Annotated in this window: 17 protein-coding genes; 7 read left to right on the forward strand and 10 right to left on the reverse strand. The window is 62.7% G+C overall.

The features are described 5' to 3' along the window. Nucleotides 1–70 precede the first annotated feature (70 nt). A complete protein-coding gene (locus HBR94_RS03295) occupies nt 71–1,468 on the reverse strand; it encodes a NarK family nitrate/nitrite MFS transporter (protein ID WP_057959377.1) in 1,398 nt (465 codons plus the stop codon). Beyond that, nucleotides 1,465–2,730 (reverse strand): nitrate/nitrite transporter, encoded by a 1,266-nt coding sequence (locus HBR94_RS03300; protein WP_081044233.1) that lies wholly within the window; start codon nt 2,728–2,730, stop codon nt 1,465–1,467. The genes HBR94_RS03295 and HBR94_RS03300 overlap by 4 nt, the downstream gene beginning before the upstream one ends. 310 nt (nt 2,731–3,040) lie before the next feature. Between HBR94_RS03300 and HBR94_RS03305 the strand changes: the two genes are divergently transcribed. After that, nucleotides 3,041–4,846 carry an ATP-binding protein gene (locus tag HBR94_RS03305; protein WP_057436849.1) on the forward strand — a complete coding sequence of 602 codons (1,806 nt, stop codon included), beginning with the start codon at nt 3,041–3,043 and terminating at the stop codon, nt 4,844–4,846. Between the two features lie 11 nt (nt 4,847–4,857). Continuing rightward, nucleotides 4,858–5,505 carry a two-component system response regulator NarL gene (gene narL, locus HBR94_RS03310; protein WP_170044294.1) on the forward strand — a complete coding sequence of 216 codons (648 nt, stop codon included), beginning with the start codon at nt 4,858–4,860 and terminating at the stop codon, nt 5,503–5,505. An 89-nt stretch (nt 5,506–5,594) separates the two neighbouring features. Here narL and HBR94_RS03315 read toward each other — a convergent pair whose 3' ends face one another. Continuing rightward, complete coding sequence (locus tag HBR94_RS03315) at nt 5,595–6,455, reverse strand: DMT family transporter (RefSeq protein WP_170044141.1); 861 nt, start codon at nt 6,453–6,455, stop codon at nt 5,595–5,597. Between the two features lie 113 nt (nt 6,456–6,568). Here HBR94_RS03315 and HBR94_RS03320 point away from each other — a divergent pair, with 113 nt between their 5' ends. From HBR94_RS03320 to HBR94_RS03330, 3 genes are read left to right on the forward strand one after another with little or no spacing between them, the layout of a single operon-like run. Continuing rightward, a complete protein-coding gene (locus HBR94_RS03320) occupies nt 6,569–7,456 on the forward strand; it encodes a LysR substrate-binding domain-containing protein (protein ID WP_170044142.1) in 888 nt (295 codons plus the stop codon). A gap of 47 nt (nt 7,457–7,503) precedes the next feature. Beyond that, entirely contained in the window at nt 7,504–8,184 is a 681-nt protein-coding gene (locus HBR94_RS03325) for a Crp/Fnr family transcriptional regulator (RefSeq protein WP_169960672.1), read from the forward strand. 49 nt (nt 8,185–8,233) lie between these two features. Next, nucleotides 8,234–9,382 (forward strand): PatB family C-S lyase, encoded by a 1,149-nt coding sequence (locus HBR94_RS03330; protein ID WP_170044143.1) that lies wholly within the window; start codon nt 8,234–8,236, stop codon nt 9,380–9,382. A 33-nt stretch (nt 9,383–9,415) separates the two neighbouring features. Here HBR94_RS03330 and HBR94_RS03335 read toward each other — a convergent pair whose 3' ends face one another. The 7 genes from HBR94_RS03335 to HBR94_RS03365 form a co-directional block, all read right to left on the reverse strand. After that, a complete protein-coding gene (locus HBR94_RS03335; RefSeq protein ID WP_003173733.1) occupies nt 9,416–9,631 on the reverse strand; it encodes a TOBE domain-containing protein in 216 nt (71 codons plus the stop codon). Between the two features lie 117 nt (nt 9,632–9,748). Continuing rightward, nucleotides 9,749–12,139 carry a TonB-dependent receptor gene (locus HBR94_RS03340; RefSeq protein WP_170044144.1) on the reverse strand — a complete coding sequence of 797 codons (2,391 nt, stop codon included), beginning with the start codon at nt 12,137–12,139 and terminating at the stop codon, nt 9,749–9,751. A gap of 161 nt (nt 12,140–12,300) precedes the next feature. After that, the gene (locus HBR94_RS03345) at nt 12,301–13,236 is read right to left on the reverse strand and encodes a FecR domain-containing protein (protein WP_169960670.1); all 936 of its coding nucleotides are present in this window, start codon (nt 13,234–13,236) and stop codon (nt 12,301–12,303) included. Continuing rightward, complete coding sequence (locus HBR94_RS03350; protein ID WP_057436856.1) at nt 13,233–13,751, reverse strand: sigma-70 family RNA polymerase sigma factor; 519 nt, start codon at nt 13,749–13,751, stop codon at nt 13,233–13,235. The genes HBR94_RS03345 and HBR94_RS03350 overlap by 4 nt, the downstream gene beginning before the upstream one ends. A gap of 153 nt (nt 13,752–13,904) precedes the next feature. After that, complete coding sequence (locus HBR94_RS03355) at nt 13,905–14,126, reverse strand: cytochrome C oxidase subunit IV family protein (protein ID WP_057959367.1); 222 nt, start codon at nt 14,124–14,126, stop codon at nt 13,905–13,907. Beyond that, on the reverse strand, nt 14,123–14,689 hold the full coding sequence (locus HBR94_RS03360) for a cytochrome c oxidase subunit 3 (RefSeq protein WP_170044145.1): 567 nt from the start codon (nt 14,687–14,689) through the stop codon (nt 14,123–14,125). The genes HBR94_RS03355 and HBR94_RS03360 overlap by 4 nt, the downstream gene beginning before the upstream one ends. After that, the gene (locus HBR94_RS03365; RefSeq protein ID WP_057436862.1) at nt 14,673–15,449 is read right to left on the reverse strand and encodes a CbbQ/NirQ/NorQ/GpvN family protein; all 777 of its coding nucleotides are present in this window, start codon (nt 15,447–15,449) and stop codon (nt 14,673–14,675) included. The genes HBR94_RS03360 and HBR94_RS03365 overlap by 17 nt, the downstream gene beginning before the upstream one ends. A 302-nt stretch (nt 15,450–15,751) precedes the next feature. Here HBR94_RS03365 and nirS point away from each other — a divergent pair, with 302 nt between their 5' ends. Together nirS and HBR94_RS03375 are read left to right on the forward strand one after the other, a co-directional pair. Continuing rightward, the gene (nirS, locus tag HBR94_RS03370) at nt 15,752–17,320 is read left to right on the forward strand and encodes a nitrite reductase (protein ID WP_232544800.1); all 1,569 of its coding nucleotides are present in this window, start codon (nt 15,752–15,754) and stop codon (nt 17,318–17,320) included. 24 nt (nt 17,321–17,344) lie between these two features. After that, nucleotides 17,345–17,659 (forward strand): c-type cytochrome, encoded by a 315-nt coding sequence (locus tag HBR94_RS03375; protein WP_057436867.1) that lies wholly within the window; start codon nt 17,345–17,347, stop codon nt 17,657–17,659. Nucleotides 17,660–17,672 lie beyond the last annotated feature (13 nt).

Genomic DNA, 17,672 nt, shown 5'->3' on the forward strand with positions numbered 1-17,672 from the left:
GTGCTTTCCTCTCAGGCTTGCTGCGGGGTTCTGTGCCCCGCCCACGCAAGGTTTGAATTCGGGGTCAGACTCAGCAGGGGGTCTCGGCGCCTTTGCGCGCATACCACCACCAGGTCACGACGATGCAGGTCAGGTAGAAGCCGACAAACATGTAGAACGCCATGGCCGGGCTGCCGGTGTAGGCCATGGACGAGCCAAAGGTCTTGGGGATGAAGAACGCACCGAAGGCGCCCATTGCCGAGCTGAAGCCCAGCACTGCTGCCGACTCCTTGCTGGCATCCTTGAGGGCTTGTTCACGCACGGCGGCAGGTTTGCCGGCGCTGGCCTTTTCATGCTGGGTGCGGAAGATCACCGGGATCATGCGGAAGGTGGAGCCATTGCCGATGCCGGTGGTGATGAACAGCAGCATGAACATGCCGAGGAAGCCGTAGAAGCTGCCGCCCTCGCCGTTCAGGGGCAAAAAGTGCAGGACGCCGAACACCATCACGATCATCAGCACGAAGTTCCACAAGGTCACCCGCGCACCGCCCAGTTTGTCGGCCAGCCAGCCACCCAATGGGCGTACCAGGGCACCTACCAGCGGGCCGAGGAAGGCGAATTTCAAGGCGTTGACGTCTGGGAACGAGGTCTTGATCAGCATCGGGAAGGCGGCCGAGAAGCCAATGAACGAGCCGAAGGTGGCCAGGTACAACCAGCACATCAGCCAGTTGTGCTTGCGTTTGAAGATCACCGCCTGCTCGCTGAACGAAGCGCGGGCGCTAGACAGGTCATTCATGCCGAACCAGGCAAACAGGGTCACGGTGATGATGAACGGCACCCAGATAAACCCGGCGTTCTGCAACCACAACTGGCTGCCGTCTTCCAGGGTCTGTGGCTGGCCGCCAATCAGGCCGAACACACCGAAGGTAATCACCAGCGGCACGCAGAACTGCATCACCGACACCCCCAGGTTACCCAGGCCGGCGTTCAGGCCCAGGGCCGTGCCTTGCTGGGACTTGGGATAGAAGAAGCTGATGTTGGACATGCTCGAGGCGAAGTTGCCGCCACCGAAGCCGCACAGCAGCGCGATCAATACAAACACGCTGTAGGAGGTGCTCGGGTCTTGTACCGCGAAGCCCATCCACAGTGACGGAATCAGCAGCGACGCGGTGCTCAGTGCCGTCCAGCGGCGGCCACCGAAGATCGGCACCATGAACGAATAGAACACGCGCAAGGTGGCGCCAGACAGGCCGGGCAATGCCGCCAGCCAGAACAGCTGGTCAGTGGTGAAGCTGAAGCCGATGGCGTTCAGGCGCACGATCACCGTGCTCCACACCATCCACACGGCGAAGGCCAACAGCAGCGCCGGGATCGAGATCCACAGGTTGCGGGTCGCGGTCTGCTTGCCGCTGGCGCCCCAGAACGCCGGGTCTTCAGGGCGCCAGTCGTGGATCACCGGGCCCGAGTTGGGCTTTTGCGCGATAGTCATGCGGATTCTCCTTGAAGAGGCTGGGCCGCCGCTTTACCAAGCAGCGGTTGCTTGCGGATTTCGCTGAAGTACATCCAGGTCAGGGATACCCAGACCACGCCGTACATCAACATGAAGCAGGAGGAGCGCACGCCGGTGAGGTCCACCAGGGCGCCGAACATGATCGGCAGGACAAAGCCGCCAAGGCCGCCCGCCAGGCCGACGATGCCGGACACAGCGCCCATGTTTTGCGGGTAGTCATTGGCGATGTACTTGAACACCGAGGCCTTGCCGAAGGCGAAGGCGATGCCCATCACAAACAGCAGCACGGTGAACAGGGTGGCGTTGAGGCCGATATGGAAGTCCAGCGGGCCATTGACGGTTTGCACCTGCAACTGGGTCTGCGGGTAGCTGAGCAGGAACAGGCAGATCCAGCTGACCCACAGCACCCACCAGGTCACGCTCTGTGCGCCCCAGCGGTCGGACATCCAGCCGCCCACAGCGCGCAGCACGCCACCGGGCAGGGAAAAGCACGCGGCCAACAGCGCAGCGCTTTGCAGGCTGAAGCCGTATTCCTGCACGTAGTACTTGGTCGCCCACAGCGCCAGGGCCACGTAGCCGCCGAACACAATCGAGTAGTACTGGCAGTAGCGCCACACGGCCGGGTCCTTGAGACACAGCAGTTGCTCGCGCAAGGTCGCGCCACCGGCACTGCGGTGGGCCTTGTTCTCGCTGGTGAGGAACCAGAACAGCAGCGCGGTGATAAACAGGATCGCGCTGAACACTTTCGGCACCAGGTGCCAGGTCCCCAGGGCAATCAGGGCCGGCGCCAGAAACTTGGTGACTGCAGCCCCCGCGTTGCCGGCGCCGAATACGCCCATGGCAAAGCCCTGGTTGTCTTTGTCGAACCACTTGGCGACGTAGGCGATACCAACCGAGAACGAGCCGCCGGCCAGGCCGACAAACAGCCCCAGCACAAGGAATTGCCAGAAGGCGGTGGCGTAGGTGATCAAGTACAGCGGCAGCACGCAGGTGAGCATCAAGACAAAGAACACGATGCGCCCGCCGAAGCGGTCAGTCAGCAGGCCCAGGGGCAGGCGCACCAGGGAGCCGGTCAGTACCGGGGTGGCGGCCAGCAGGCCGAACTGGGTTTCGTTGAGTTGCAGCAGCTCTTTGATCGGCACGCCGAGGACGGCGAACATCATCCAGACCATAAAGCACACGGTGAAGGCCAGTGTACTCATGCCCAGCACCAGGCCCTGTCTTACACGGGGTTGAGTCACGGTTTGCGCTCCCAGAAGTGATTCCATGAGCGCAGGTTAGGGGCGAGGTCCTCCAGGAACTTGACCCAGATCAACGTCCGCCTGGGGGGTATTGGCCTATGCTTACCCCGTCTACCTCTAAGGAGGTAGGCCCAATAACAAGAGAAAGTCTTTATTTATCAATGGATTGATCTCTTGTGCCGGCTTTTTCCCGTGGGAGGGTCCGCCGGCAACTCTTTAGAGGTAGTGCGCCAGGGAATGCACAATTCAATGCTGTTTCCCGTGCCAGGTGCCGTCATGCTGCTGTTCTTACCCCTTCGATTACGCCGTGATGTTTAACTGGCTGCGCAGCTCCCTGCCCGCACGCGCCGGTGTCGCGGTCATCCTGATTGCAATCCTGGCCCTGGCCAGTTCCCTGAGCGCCGGGCTGATCGCCTGGTTCAGCCAGGGCGATGGCGCGGCCATCAACACCGCAGGCTCGGTGCGCATGGAGACCTACCACCTGAGCTGGAAGCTCGCCGACCATGCCCCCGCCGACGAGATCCAGGCCATCACTCAAAGCCTGCAACGGCGCCTCGACAGCCAGTCGCTGAAAGCAGTACTGGAAGACGGCCCCCACAGCGCCTTGCAACAGAGCTACCGGCAGATCCAGCAACACTGGAACCAGGAGCTGCGCCCGGCCATCGAGCGCGACGACGGCGCCCTCTTCCGCGAACGCGCGCCGGCCTTTGTCGAGCAACTGAACCAGTTCGTCAGCCTGTTGCAGCAACAGAGCGAGCACAAACAAGGCTGGCAACAGTTGATCCAGGGCCTGGCGCTGTTCAGCACGCTGATCATCCTGCTGCTTGGGCTGTATGAATTGCAGTACGGCGTGGTCACCCCCTTGAAGGAACTGGTGGACGCCACCCGGCGCTTTCGTGAGGGGGATTACCAGACCCGGGTCAATCACCGCTCCCAGGATGAGCTGGGGCAGTTGGCCCTGAGCTTCAACACCCTGGCCGAAACCATCGAGCAGTCCCACCGCACCCTGGAAAGCCAGGTGCAGCAAAAAACCCTCAACTTGCAACAGGCCAACGCCGCCCTGGAATTGCTCTACGAGAGCAGTCGCAGCCTGGCCACGCGCCTGGCCAACGCCGAAGGGCTCGACGAGTTGATCCGGCGCTTCCAGAAACGCCTGCCGGGCCTGCGCCTGTCGCTGTGCCTGCAAGGGCACTTCCTCGCCCCGGCGCAACAGATGCTCGCGCTGCACGGCGGCAACAGCCGCAACGTCTGCGCCATTGGCGATTGCGCCACCTGCGAGCGCCATCACGTGGCCCCGCCCCAGGTGTTCAGCATCAGCAACCAGGGCGCGGAACTGGGCGAACTCAAGGCACACTTTGTCGACGGCCATGCGCCCCAGGCCTGGGAGCAACAACTGATCCAGGCCCTGGCCAACCTGATCGGCACCTCGCTGTCCCTCAAACGCCAGCGCGAACAGGACCACCGCCTGCTGCTGCTCGACGAACGCACCATCATCGCCCGCGAACTACATGATTCCCTGGCCCAGGCCCTGTCCTATATGAAGCTGCAAGTCAGCCGCATGCAGACCCTGCTGCGCCGCGACGAACCCAAGGCCACCCTGGAAACCGTCACCGGCGAACTGCGCGAAGGCCTGAACAATGCCTATCGGCAACTGCGGGAGCTGCTCACCACCTTCCGCCTGCAAATCCACGATGCCGGGCTGGTCCAGGAGCTAAAAGACACCGCCGAGGAATTCTCCCGGCGTGGCGAGTTCCAGGTACACCTGCACGTGGATGCCCTGGCCTTCCAGCTGTCGGCCAGTGAACAGATCCACCTGTTGCAGGTGACCCGCGAAGCCCTGTCCAACTGCCTGCGCCATGCCCATGCCGAGAATGCCTGGCTGCAACTGCGCCAGCATGGCGAAACCGTCAGCCTGAGCATTGAAGACGATGGCCGCGGCTTCAGCGAGCCGGTGGACCAACGTGAACACCACGGCCTGACCATCATGGACGAACGCGCCCGCAGCCTGCACGGCCAGCTGGACATTTCCTCCCGCGAGCCCCAGGGCACTCGGGTGCACTTGCTGTTTCGCCCGGAATTTCTCGGGCCCTCCCTACAAGAAGGTAGCTTGTCATGAACACGGCGCTCATCAACCCATCAGTCCGCCACCGCATCCTGCTCGTCGACGACCATCCGATGATGCGCCACGGCATGCGCCAGATGCTCGAACTGGAAGATGACCTGCACGTGGTGGGCGAAGCCGGCAATGGCGAAGAAGCCCTGGGCCTGATCGAATCGCTGCAACCGGACCTGGTGCTACTGGACAACAACATGCCGCAGATGAACGGCCTGGAAACCCTGCGCCGCCTGCGGGCCATGACCTATGGCGGCAAGGTCTTGCTGTTTACCGTGTCCGATGCCGAAGACGGCATCCGCGACGCCCTGCGCCTGGATGCCAATGGGTATCTGCTCAAGGACATGGAGCCGGAGTTGCTGATCCAGTACATCCGCGATGCCCTGCACGGCGCCCTGGTGATCAGCCCCGGCCTGACCCGGGTGCTGGCCCAGGCCCTGCGCTCGCCCCAGCCCCATGCGGCGGTGGAACTGACCGAGCGCGAGCGGCAGGTGTTGAAGACCATTGCCGGGGGGTATAGCAATAAGGTGATCGGGCACAAACTGGGGATTACCGAGGGCACGGTGAAGGTGCATGTGAAGAACTTGCTGCACAAGCTGGGGTTGCGCTCGCGGGTGGAAGCGGCGGTGTGGGCGATGGAGCATTTGCGTCAGGCTGGTTAGGGACTGATGTACCGCCATCGCAACAACGGATCTGTACCCCACCCCAAACATGGCCATCGCCAGCCACCCAACGGCGACAGTCAGTTACGTCACCGCACTTTCGCCGTCAACGCCCCCACACTCGCCAGGACAATCACCGTCCCCACAATCACCATCACCGAAGGCCGCTGCGCCAATATCACCCACGCCATCAGCATCGCCACCGGCGGTATGAGATAAAGCGCAATCGCTGCCCGACTGACCTGGCTATGCGTCAGCACATAAGCCCAGGCCAGGTACGCCAGCGCACTGGGAAAGATGCCCAGCACCAGCACTGCCAGGTTCACCGACACCGAAGCCTGGGCCAACTCCGCCGGCAGCCCTGGCAGATACACCAGCAGCAACGCCGTACCTGACCAGAGGGTGAAACACACCAGGGTCAGCCCGTCGTAATGCTGGGAATAACGCTTTTGCAGAGCGAAATACAGGCTCCAGGACGCCGCCGCCAGCAGGATCAACAACCCATGCCCATCCAGCTCGCCCAAGCCGCGATCCCCTACCGCCACGACTCCGGCGCCGAGCAGGCCGCCGAGCACACAGCCCCACTGCCAGGCCCCGAGCCGCTCCTTGAACAGCGTGCTGGCAAGTAACGCGCTGAACAAGGGCGTGGATTGCGCCAGGACGCTGGCAGCGCCGGCACTCACACCGCGCTGGCCGTAGTTGAGGGCGATGTGGTGCAGCGTCACGGCAAACAATCCCAGCACCGCAAACAAAGGCAAATCCCGCAGTCGGGGCCGGGAAATCCCCTTGATCCAGGCCACACCGGCCATGAACCCGGAGGCGATCAAAAAACGCAACAACGCCAGGTTATCGGGCGCATAAGCCTGCAAAGCGATATGGATGCCGATCGGCGAATACGCCCAGCAGAGAATGACGAAGAGTGTTGCCAGGATAATTTTTGCACGGGGCATGAGCGTTCTCAGGGACGTGGCAGCGCACAGGCACTGCCTGGCAAAAGTATGAGAAACCCCAGCCCCGGAAAAAAGTGACTTAAACTGAGCCCACTCTTCACTCCAGGTGAACCATGGAACTGTCCCAACTGCGCATGTTCAAGGCGGTCTACGAACTGGGCAGCATCGCCCGTGCGGCGCAGCAGCTGCATTGCGTGCCGTCCAATATCACCGCAAGGCTCAAGTCCCTCGAGCAGGAACTCGGCGTCGCGCTGTTTGTGCGCGAGGGCCGGGGTCTGCGGGTCAGCCCCGCCGGCGAAGTGTTTATCGAATATGCGACGAAAATCCTCGACCTGACCGAAGCCTCCCGGCGTGCCGTGGCCCCCGGTGGCGCGCCCCATGGGCGACTGCGCATCGGTGCTATCGAGTCCAGTGCAACCGGGCGCTTGCCACAGCTGCTGGCGCGTTATCACGCGTTGTACCCCCAAGTGTCGCTGGAGTTGAGCACCGGCACCTGGTCGCAGTTGCTCGATGATATCCAGCACCATCGGCTGGACGCGGCGATTGTCGCCGTGGATGTGCAACGCCCGGGACTGGAAAGCGCGGCGCTGTACAGCGAAGACCTGGTACTGATTGCCCCCACGTCGCTGGGCCCGGTGCGCAGCGTCGCGGACCTGCAGGGCCTGACCCTGTTTATGTGGCCCTCAGGTTGCCCCTATCGCCTGGCGCTGGAGCAGTGGTTGTCTCGCCACAACCAGGTCTGCCCCATCGTCAGCATCGCCAGCTACGGCACGATTGTCGGTTGTGTCAGTGCTGGCAGCGGCGCCGCGCTGGTGCCTCGGGGGATCTACGAGCAATACCGCCAGGGTGCCAACTGGCAAGGCCATGAGTTCGCGGAACTGACGCACATCGACAACCGGTTTTACTGGCACGCCCATGCAGGTTGTCACCCGGCCCGGGATGCATTTTCGGCACTGCTGCGCGAACACTCCCTCTACGGGGCTACCTCCAACGAGGCATAGGCCCCGCCGGCCGCACGCCCTACCATGGGCGGGAGCGGAGGTACGCCATGTTGACCCACCCATCCATCGTCTTAACCCTGCGCCGGCATCATCTGTTCAGTCCGTTGCCGGAGAAGATCTTCCAGGACGTCTGCACCCTGGCCAACCTCAAGCGTCTGCCCGGGCATGTGACCCTGATGCACCAGGGCGACCCTGCCGATCGGTTTTTCCTGCTGGTCAGCGGCCAGGTCAAGTTGCACCGGGTCACCGGCGAAGGCCAGGAGCACTTGGTGGAGGTTATCCGCCCCGGCCAGACCTTTGCCGAAGCCCTGTTGTTCAGCCACGCCAAGGCGTATCCGGTGAGTGCCACGGCGCTCAAGGACAGCGTGTTGGTGAGCATCGAGGGCCATCATTACCGCAAGGCCCTGGAGGACCAGCCGCAGATCTGCCTGGCGATCCTCGGCACGATGAGCATCCACCTGCATCAACGCCTGAAGGACATCGACACCCTGAGCCTGGCCAACGCTAGTCGCCGGGTCATCAACTTCCTGATCCAGGAGCGCGATCTGGCCAGTGGCGATGTAGTGCTGCAAGTGCCCAAGCGCCTGGTGGCCTCCAAACTGGGAATTCAGCCAGAAACGTTTTCGCGGATTCTGCATCGGCTGGTGGACGCCGGGCTGATTGAAGTGCAACGGCGCACCATCCGCATTATGTGCGAGGAGCAATTGATGACCTATCAGGCCGGCTGACTTAGAATCGACGGCATTCTTCGCCCGCCTTCCTGACACGAGCGCCCCCATGAGCTTTGATTTCGACACGATCCACCCTCGCCTCGGCACCGGCAGTACCAAGTGGAGCCGTTACCCAGAAGATGTCTTGCCGATGTGGATTGCCGACATGGATATCGCCGCGCCACCGGCGATCCTCAAGGCCCTGCACGCACGCCTGGACCAGCAGATGCTCGGCTACAGCGTCGCCCGGCCAGAAGTGCGCGAAGCGATCATCCACGACCTGTGGGACAAGTACGCCTGGCGCGTGCAGCCCGATGAACTGTTGTTCCTGCCGGGCGTCGAGCCCGGTTTCAACATGGCTCTGCACGCCTTTGTCCAGCCAGGCCAGTCGGTGGTGTTGCAAACCCCCAACTATGCGCCGCTGCGCCATGCCGCGGGCAACTGGAGCCTGCCAAAGATCGAAGTGCCCTTCGAACTGAACGACCAGGGCGAATACCTCACCCCCCTGCCCGCTTTGCGCCAGGCCTTGAAAGGCGCCGGTGCGTTGCTGTTGAGCAACCCCCACAACCCACTGGGCAAGGTGTTCCCCCGCGAGGAGCTGCTGGCCGTGGCCAACGCCTGCCTGGATCAGGGCACGCTGATTATCTCTGACGAAATCCATGCCGAGCTGTGCTTTGACGGGCGCCGGCATATCCCCACCGCGTCGCTGAGCGCAGAAATCGCCCGCCGCACCATTACCCTGATGTCAGCCAGCAAGGCCTACAACGTCGCCGGCCTGAAGACCTGCTTTGCCATTGTCCAGGACCCGCTTATCCGCGAACGCTTCAACAAGGCGCGCTGCGGCATGGTCGACAGCGTCAGCCCCCTGGGCCTGGAAGCCACCTGGGCGGCCTATAGCCAATGTGATGAATGGTTGAAAGCGTTGGTGGCGTACCTGCAAGACAACCGCGACTACCTGCTGGATGCCGTACAAAAACGCCTGCCCGGCGTGGTCATGCATGCCCCGCAAGGCACCTACCTGGCCTGGCTGGATTGCAGCGCCCTGGGCCTGGACGACCCACAGCGGTTCTTCCTGGAACAGGCCAAGGTGGGTTTGAGTGCAGGTGTGGAGTTTGGCGATGACAGCCAGCAGTTCGTGCGCTTGAACTTCGGCTGCCCGCGGGCGTTGCTCGAAGAAGGTATTTCACGCCTGGAACGTGCGCTGAAAACCTTGTAAGCGCCGGCTTGCCGACGCCTGCAAGGGCTGGACTCAGAGCTTGGCGATGGACACTTCGGTGGATTTGACGAAGGCAATCACTTCGCTGCCCACCTTCAACTCCAGGTCGCGCACCGAGCGGGTGGTGATCACCGAAGTGACGATTCCGGACGCCGTCTGCACGTCGATTTCGGACACCACTTCGCCGAGCAGGATTTCCTTGATCACGCCCTTGAACTGGTTGCGCACGTTGATCGCTTTGATGGTCATGTGGGTTTTCCTTTCACTGTTGGGTCAATCCGCACGAATGCGCAGGCCTTCAAAATGCGCCATCCACACCAACAACAAAAGGAATAAATAAATATTTATTTATTCCTTTTTTGAATATCAAAAACCCACTGTTGCCGACACCAGCCACGTCCGCGGCGTCGACAGTGTCAGGCCCGGCGCACTGTCGCTGGAGGTCGCGGCCGACGCCCAGTAAGTGGTGTCCAGCACATTCTCCACGGTCGCGCGCAGGGTCACCGGGTTCTCCTTGACCTTGAAGGTGTAGCGCGCGCCCAGGTCATAGCGTTCCCAATTGTCGATTTTCTGCTGGTTGGCCGCATCCAGGTACTGCGCGCCGGTATGGATCGCACGGGCGGTCAGGGTCACGCCTTGCAGGCGTGGGATATCCCATTCGGCGCCCAGGTTGACGTTTGCAATCGGCGCACCGGTGCCGCGCTTGCCGTCGGTCAGGCCCTGGGCGGTCTTGGTCTGTTCGCTGTCGAGCAGCATCACCCCACCGAGCAGGCGCACGCCCGTCAGGGGCTCGCCAAACACGTTCAGTTCCACACCCTGGTTGCGCAATTCGCCGTTGGGCTTGAAGAAACCCTGGCTGTCGATGCCATAGGCCGGCTGCTTGATCCGGAACGCGCTGGCGCTCATGCCGAAGCTGCCCATGTCGTACTTGGCGCCGACTTCCACCTGCTTGCTCTTGGTCGGTGGGAAGATCGCGTTTTCATTGCGCACCCCGCTCGATGGCGCGGTCTCGCCCTGGCTCAAGCCTTCCATGTAGTTGGTGTACAGGGACAACTGATCGGTGACTTTCACCACCAGGCCCAGGGCCGGCGAGGTAGCTTGTTCGTCGTACTCCGGCTGGTCCTTGATGCCATTGCTCCAGGAGGTGACCTGGACCTTTTGCAGGCGTGCGCCGAGGGTCAGCAGCACCCGTTCATCAAAAAACGCCAGGGTGTCGGCCAGGGCCAGGCTGGTGAAACGGTTTTCGGTGTGGGTGCTGGTGTCCCAGCGCACGGCCTTGCCTGGGTGGGGCAAAACCACCGGGTTGTAGAGGTTGCTCTTGCCGGGGGTGTAGCGCTCGCCGGCATTGTCGAAATCCATATTGAACTGATTGAGGCTGACATTGAGGGTGTGCCCTACCGAGCCGGTGTCGAACCAACTGCGCGCGCCGACGGTGACGGTCTTGACGTCTTCGTCGCGACGGAAGCTGCGCGGCACCACGGTGAAGTCGCCATTGCTCTGGGTTGCCTGCACGCCGTGGCGCAGGAAGTCATAGTTGCCTTTGCGCGCCCCGGCTGCGGCATAGACCATCAATGAATCGCTGACATCAAACTCGCCACGCACCGCGCCAAAGGTGTCTTTGGTATGGGAATAGGTCCAGGACTGGGCGAAGTTGTCACGGATGTCCTTGGCCTTGGGCATCACGCTACCCTTGGCGATTTCCACGCGCTCCTGAGGTGCGTCGCCGGTGCGTTCCTGGCGCCCGAGGTCGAGGGACAGGCGCACCCGCTCCTTGCGGTAGTCGAGGCCGATCACTGTCATTTCACGGTCCACCTCCTGGTGATCCCATTCGGTATCGCCGGACTGCTTCACGCCATTGAAGCGCACGCCAAACTGCTGCTCATCGCCAAACCGCCGACCGATATCCACCGCCCCCCCGAACTGCCCGGCCGAGGCATAGCTGCCGGTGAACTCGGTGAGCGGTGTGTCGCCGGCGCGCTTGGGCTCGATATTGATCCCGCCACCGATGCTGCCCCGAGGCGCGATGCCACCGAGCAAGGCGCCGGGGCCCTTGAGGATATCGACGCGCTCGACCATTTCCATGTCGATGGCGTAGGTCGGCAGCACGCCATACAGGCCGCCGTAAGACACATCACTGTTGAACAGGCTGAAACCGCGCACCGAGAACTGCTCGAAACGCCCGCCGGCCGGGTTGGTGATGCGCACCGAAGGATCGCTGGCAACCATCTCGCCGAGGGTCCGCGCCTGCAGGTTTTTCACTGCCTTGGCGGTATAGGACGTGAGGTTGAACGGCGTATCCATAAAGTCGCCGTCGCCGAGCATGCCCTGCGCACCTTTGCGCGTGACCTGGTCACCGGCGTAGGTTTCGGCGACGGGTGTGTTCGCGGCCCCGAGAATCGAGGTGGCTGGCAACTGGTAGGTACCGCCCTGCGGCGCGGGGATCAAGGTGTAGGCACGCTCACCCACCGCCTGCAATTGCAGGCCCGAGCCCTGCAGCAGACGCGCGAAGCCTTCCTCGACGGCAAACTCACCGGAGATCCCGGCGCTTTGCCGGCCGCCGACCAGGGCCGGATCGACCGACAGATTGACCCCGGCCAGCCCGGCAAAGCGGGTCAACGCACTGCCCAGGCTGCCGGCCGGCACCTGATAACTGCGTCGGGCCGCGTCCTCGGCCCAGCTCACAGGAACAAACAACGGACTGGCACTCAGGCTCAGCACCAAACTCAGGCGCAACAACGATGGCGGGACGACGGGCATTAAAAGGCTCTCTGTTTTCGTTCACTTGCCTTGGATGACAGGCGAGCCGAAAAAAAGGGCCACGGTCTTGCGAACTGGCCGATAAAAAGGTGGGAAAGGGCTTGTGTGGGAGTAGGCAAGCCAGCTCTCCCATGGGATCTGCCTGGACAATAAGATCGCGATCAGCCCAGGGTTTTGCGCGGCTGCAGCGTGACCCAATAGCGTGTGCGGAACTGCACCTGCAGCCCATGAGTGGTGGCCAACAGGCTGAGGATGGAGTCGGTGTCGTCCAGGCGGAAACTGCCGGTGACGCGCAAGGTTTCCAGGCTCGGGTCCCAGCGCAGGACGCCCGGGCGGTAGCGATCCAGTTCGCGCAGGAAGTCACCCAGCGCCTGGTTCTGCGCCGTCAGTACACCGTCGCGCCACCCCAGTTGCTGCACGTCGAACGGCATCGGCGCCCCCAGCCCCACAGGTTGCAGCCGTATTTGTTGCCCTCCCTGCACCCAGGCAGCACGCCCGTGCCCGTCGAGTACTTGTACCCGGCCCTTGAGCACCGACACCAGGCAAGCATCCGCCAACTGGCGCACGCAGACCTCGGCCTGGCTGGCGATAACCTGGCCATAACGGTTATGTACGGTCAATGCCGTCGTACCGGGTACGGTCAGCGCCATCTCCCCTTCGACCAGGGTCAGGCGCCGCGCAGCGAGGTCCACATCCACCGCGCTGGCGGTGTTCAGTTGCAGGGTGCTGCCATCGACCAGCGGCACGCGCTTGCGCTCGCCAGTGGCGGTATGCAGGTCGGCACGCCATACGTCGAGGGGTAACTGGCGACTGAGCAACCAGGCCGCCGGCACCAGCGCAGCCACGCCCAGGGCACGCTTGAGCACGGCGCGCCGGCCCGGTTGCGGGCGGTCGAGGCTGGCCATGGCCAGGGAGGATGGTAAGTCGGCAAAGCGCTGGCGCAGCAGTTGCGCTTTTTGCCAGGCCTGTTCGTGCTGGGGATGGCTGTCGCGCCATTGTTGCAAGCCGGCATGGTCGCGCTCGCCAGCGGTGCCGGACTCCAACAGCGCCAGCCAGTGCGCCGCGGCCCGGGCCACATCCGCTGGGGTACGGCTCACAGTTCCACCAGCAGGCAATGTTCGTAGGCCTGGGCCATATAGCGCTTGACCGTGCGCTCCGAGACCTTGAGGCGCTCGGCAATCTCCCGGTAGCCCAGGCCTTCGAGCTGGCTCCAGAGAAACGCCCGGCGCACCACCGGCGCCAGACCGTCAAGCAATTCATCCAGGGCCTGCAGGGTTTCCAGTAGCAACCAGCGTTGCTCCGGCGACGGCACGCACTCTTCAGGCAGGCGTGCCAAGGCATTCAGATACGCCTGCTCCAGGCTGCGGCGCTGGTGGAAATTGACCAGCAGGCGCTTGCCCACCGTCACCAGATAGGCCCGTGGTTCCTGCAATTGCGCCACTGGCTGGGCGCTGGCCAGTACCCGCAGGAAGGTGTCCTGGCTCAGGTCGGCGGCATCCCAGGCGTTGCCCAGGCGCCGGCGCAACCAGCTTTCCAGCCAGCTGCGATGGTCGCGGTACAAGGTGCTCAGGCTGGGTTCTGCGGCGGTCGTTGGCAATACGGCATCATTCATGGCAAGCGAACCCTGGGCGGCGCGAGTGAGTCTCAAATGAGATTCATTCTATTTAATATCCCTGCGCCACACCATGATCTTTTTACCGGGCAGACCGCCGGCTCTCCTTGAAGTCTTTGCCCACTCCCACAGCCAGGAGGTCCATCATCGTCATCAACGCATCACGACCATCCCTGCCACCAGCACCACCGGCCACGCCAACATCGCCGCCCGCCATCCCCAAGGCGCATGTCGCAATTCCATAAACCCATCGGCAATCACCCAGGCCTTGGCCACCGCTGCCAACACCACCAGCCACCACCAGCCCGCCGCACCGGACATGACGGTGCCCACGCTGAGCAGCACCAGCCCGGCCCAGCACGCCAGCAATTTCACAACACGTACACCAACGGAAACAGCACCACCCACACCAGATCCACCATATGCCAGTACAACACCCCGGACTCGAACCCCGACTGACGCCCCGGACCATAGGCCCGGCGCCAGCAGCGCAACGCCAACCACGCCAGGATCAGCATGCCCAACAACACATGCAGAAAATGAAACCCGGTCAAAATCCAGTACAGGGTAAAGAACGTGCTGCGCTCCAGGCCCAGGCCGGCCGCAGCCAGGTGCCCGTACTCGCCAAGTTTGATCCACACATAAACCGCCGCCACCGCCAGTCCCAACGCCAGTAACCCACCTGCCCGCCGTGGGCGACCTGCAATGACCTGTTGCTGTGCCAACGCGGCGAGTAGGCCGGCCGTCAGCAGGCTGAGGGTCATCGCCAGGCCGGTGGAGGTATCCAACTGTGCGCGGCCCTCGGCAAAGACCTCGGGCCGCAGCGTCGGGGTCACGGCAAAGGCGAGGATCAGAATCGCAAACACCGAGAGTTCGGCGAGGATAAAGAACCACATCGCCAAATCACCCGGCAGCCGCCGCTTAACTGAAGTGAACATCAACCACGTCCATCAGGGCCGCGACGGTTTGCGGGTCGTCGCTCAGCGCTTCCGCCAGGCAGGCCATGCAGGCTTCGCGCGGGTGCATGCCAGCGGCAATCAGGCGGGCGGTGAAGATCAGCAAGCGGGTGGACGCCACTTCTTCCAGGTCATGCTGGTCCAGCCGGCGCAAGGCCTGCCCCAGGCGCACCACCTGGGCCGCCAAAGCGCCGTCCACCTGGGCTTCGCGGGCGACGATGCGCTCTTCTTCGGCTGTCGCGGGATAACCAAAGCGCATCGCCACAAACCGCTGGCGGGTGCTGGGTTTCATTCCTTTGAGCAGGTTCTGGTAACCGGGGTTGTAGGACACCACCAACATGAACGACGGCGGCGCCTTGAGGACTTCGCCCGTGCGTTCCAGGAACAGCTCGCGACGGTCATCGGCCACCGGGTGCAGGACCACGGCGGTGTCTTGCCGTGCCTCGACCACTTCGTCCAGGTAGCAAATGCCCCCTTCACGCACTGCCCGGGTCAACGGGCCGTCCTGCCACCAGGTGCCCTGGGCGCCGATCAGGTGGCGGCCGATCAGGTCGGCGGCGCTGAGGTCGTCGTGACAGGCCACTGTATACAGCGGCAATTGCAGACGGTGGGCCATGTGCTGGACGAAGCGGGTCTTGCCGCAGCCGGTGGGGCCCTTGATCAGCACCGGCATGCGGTGGCGCCAGGCGTGCTCGAACAACTCATGTTCGTTGTTGACGGCTTGGTAGAAGGGTTCGGTCATAGCGCACCTTGCATGGACAGCGGGTTTGGTAGCCACGCTACGGGGGCCTGCGACAACCTGGCAAGCCGTACTCAGGGCAAACTTGATCGCCGTCAAGCGGTCATTCACCCGCCGCGACATAGTCTCTGCTGGCACTAAGAACCTGCGCTCTACCCAGATCGCAAAGGTCTTGCCTGAGGAGATATGGAATGCTGACTCGCAACAAAACACCCTTCGTACTGACGCTGGCCAGGCTCAGCTGCGCGCTGGCCCTGGCCCTATCAACACAGGCCTTCGCGGCGGCTCCCGCGCCGGTTGCAGCCATGGTCAAAAGCCCCGGCGCACCGGACTTGAGCCAAGCCGAGTTCGATGCCTCGAAGCAGATTTACTTCGAGCGCTGCGCCGGTTGCCATGGTGTGTTGCGTAAAGGCGCCACCGGCAAGCCGCTGACCCCGGACATCACCCAGGCCCGGGGCCAGGCGTATCTGGAAGCCCTGATCACCTACGGTTCCCCCGCCGGCATGCCGAACTGGGGTACCTCCAATGCGCTGACCAAGGCGCAGATCACCAGCATGGCGACCTTCATCCAGCACACCGCGCCCACCCCACCGGAATGGGGCATGGCCGAGACGCTCAAGACCTGGAAGCTGCTGGTCAAACCCGAAGACCGTCCCAAGAAGCAGCTCAACCAGCTGAACCTGGAAAACCTGTTCTCCGTGACCCTGCGTGACGACGGCAAAATCGCCCTGATCGACGGCGACAGCAAGAAAATCGTCAAGCTCATCGACACCGGCTACGCCGTGCACATCTCGCGGATTTCCGCTTCGGGCCGCTACCTGCTGGTGATCGGCCGTGACGCCAAGATCGACATGATCGACCTGTGGCCTGCCGAGCCGACCAAAGTCGCCGAGATCAAGGTGGGCATCGAGGCCCGTTCGGTGGAGACCTCCAAGTTCAAAGGCTATGAAGACAAGTACGCGATTGCCGGTTCCTACTGGCCGCCGCAGTTCACCATCATGGACGGCGAGACCCTGGAGCCCAAGCAGATCGTTTCGACCCGCGGCATGACCGTGGACAAGCAGGAATACCACCCCGAACCACGGGTGGCGGCGATCATCGCGTCCCACGAATGGCCCGAGTTCATCGTCAACGTCAAAGAAACCGGCAAGGTCATGCTGGTCAATTACCAAGACATCAAAAACCTCACCATCACCACCATCGACGCCGCGCCCTTCCTGCACGACGGCGGCTGGGACAGCACCCATCGCTACTTCATGACGGCGGCGAACAACTCCAACAAGGTTGCAGTGATTGACTCCAAGGAGCGCAAGCTCACCGCTCTGGTGGATGTCGGCAAGACCCCGCACCCCGGCCGTGGCGCCAACTTTGTACACCCGCAATACGGTCCGGTGTGGGCCACCAGTCACTTGGGTGACGGTGGGGTTTCGGTGATCGGCACCGACCCGGTCAAGCACCCGCAGTACGCCTGGAAGCAAGTGACCTCGCTCAACGGCCAGGGCGGTGGCTCGCTGTTTATCAAGACCCACCCCAACTCGCGGCACCTGTATGTCGACACCACGCTCAACCCCGACACCAAGCTCAGCCAGTCGGTCGCGGTGTTCAACATCGACAAGCTCGACGCTGGCTACACCGTACTGCCGATTGCCGAATGGTCGGGCATCAAGCAAGGCGCCCTGCGCGTGGTGCAGCCGGAATACAACAAGGCAGGCGATGAAGTGTGGTTCTCGGTGTGGAACGGCCAGGAAGAGGAGTCGGCGCTGGTGGTGGTCGATGACAAGACCCTCAAGCTCAAGAACGTGATCCGGGACAAGCGCCTGATTACCCCGACCGGCAAGTTCAACGTCTACAACACCCAATTCGACATTTATTGAGCTTCATCAACAAGAGGCAAACCAATGAAAAATATCCTGCTTGCACTGGCGACCCTGGGCGCGGCCCTGAGCCTGTCCACCGCAATGGCCGATGACGGCGCGGCGCTGTTCAAGAGCAAACCCTGTGCCGCCTGCCACACCATCGACAGCAAGATGGTGGGCCCGGCGCTCAAGGAAGTGGCGGCAAAAAATGCCGGCGTCAAGGACGCTGACAAAACCTTGGCCAGCCACATCAAGAACGGCACCCAGGGTAACTGGGGACCGATTCCGATGCCGGCCAACCCCGTCACGGATGCCGAAGCCCTGACCCTCGCCCAATGGGTGTTGAGTCTGAAATAAGCACAAGGAGCGC

The sequence above is a fragment of the Pseudomonas sp. WS 5412 genome, assembly GCF_012985615.1.
In the GTDB taxonomy this organism is placed as follows: domain Bacteria; phylum Pseudomonadota; class Gammaproteobacteria; order Pseudomonadales; family Pseudomonadaceae; genus Aquipseudomonas; species Aquipseudomonas shahriarae.

Excerpts from the sequence above, each read along its gene's own strand:
- HBR94_RS03295 (WP_057959377.1), bottom strand. The coding sequence starts at position 1,468 with ATGACTATCGCGCAAAAGCCCAACTCGGGCCCGGTGATCCACGACTGG.
- HBR94_RS03305 (WP_057436849.1), top strand. The coding sequence starts at position 3,041 with ATGTTTAACTGGCTGCGCAGCTCCCTGCCCGCACGCGCCGGTGTCGCG.
- HBR94_RS03315 (WP_170044141.1), bottom strand. The coding sequence starts at position 6,455 with ATGCCCCGTGCAAAAATTATCCTGGCAACACTCTTCGTCATTCTCTGC.
- HBR94_RS03320 (WP_170044142.1), top strand. The coding sequence starts at position 6,569 with ATGGAACTGTCCCAACTGCGCATGTTCAAGGCGGTCTACGAACTGGGC.
- HBR94_RS03325 (WP_169960672.1), top strand. The coding sequence starts at position 7,504 with ATGTTGACCCACCCATCCATCGTCTTAACCCTGCGCCGGCATCATCTG.
- HBR94_RS03330 (WP_170044143.1), top strand. The coding sequence starts at position 8,234 with ATGAGCTTTGATTTCGACACGATCCACCCTCGCCTCGGCACCGGCAGT.
- HBR94_RS03335 (WP_003173733.1), bottom strand. The coding sequence starts at position 9,631 with ATGACCATCAAAGCGATCAACGTGCGCAACCAGTTCAAGGGCGTGATC.
- HBR94_RS03340 (WP_170044144.1), bottom strand. The coding sequence starts at position 12,139 with ATGCCCGTCGTCCCGCCATCGTTGTTGCGCCTGAGTTTGGTGCTGAGC.
- HBR94_RS03350 (WP_057436856.1), bottom strand. The coding sequence starts at position 13,751 with ATGAATGATGCCGTATTGCCAACGACCGCCGCAGAACCCAGCCTGAGC.
- HBR94_RS03360 (WP_170044145.1), bottom strand. The coding sequence starts at position 14,689 with ATGTTCACTTCAGTTAAGCGGCGGCTGCCGGGTGATTTGGCGATGTGG.
- HBR94_RS03365 (WP_057436862.1), bottom strand. The coding sequence starts at position 15,449 with ATGACCGAACCCTTCTACCAAGCCGTCAACAACGAACATGAGTTGTTC.
- nirS (WP_232544800.1), top strand. The coding sequence starts at position 15,752 with ATGGTCAAAAGCCCCGGCGCACCGGACTTGAGCCAAGCCGAGTTCGAT.
- HBR94_RS03375 (WP_057436867.1), top strand. The coding sequence starts at position 17,345 with ATGAAAAATATCCTGCTTGCACTGGCGACCCTGGGCGCGGCCCTGAGC.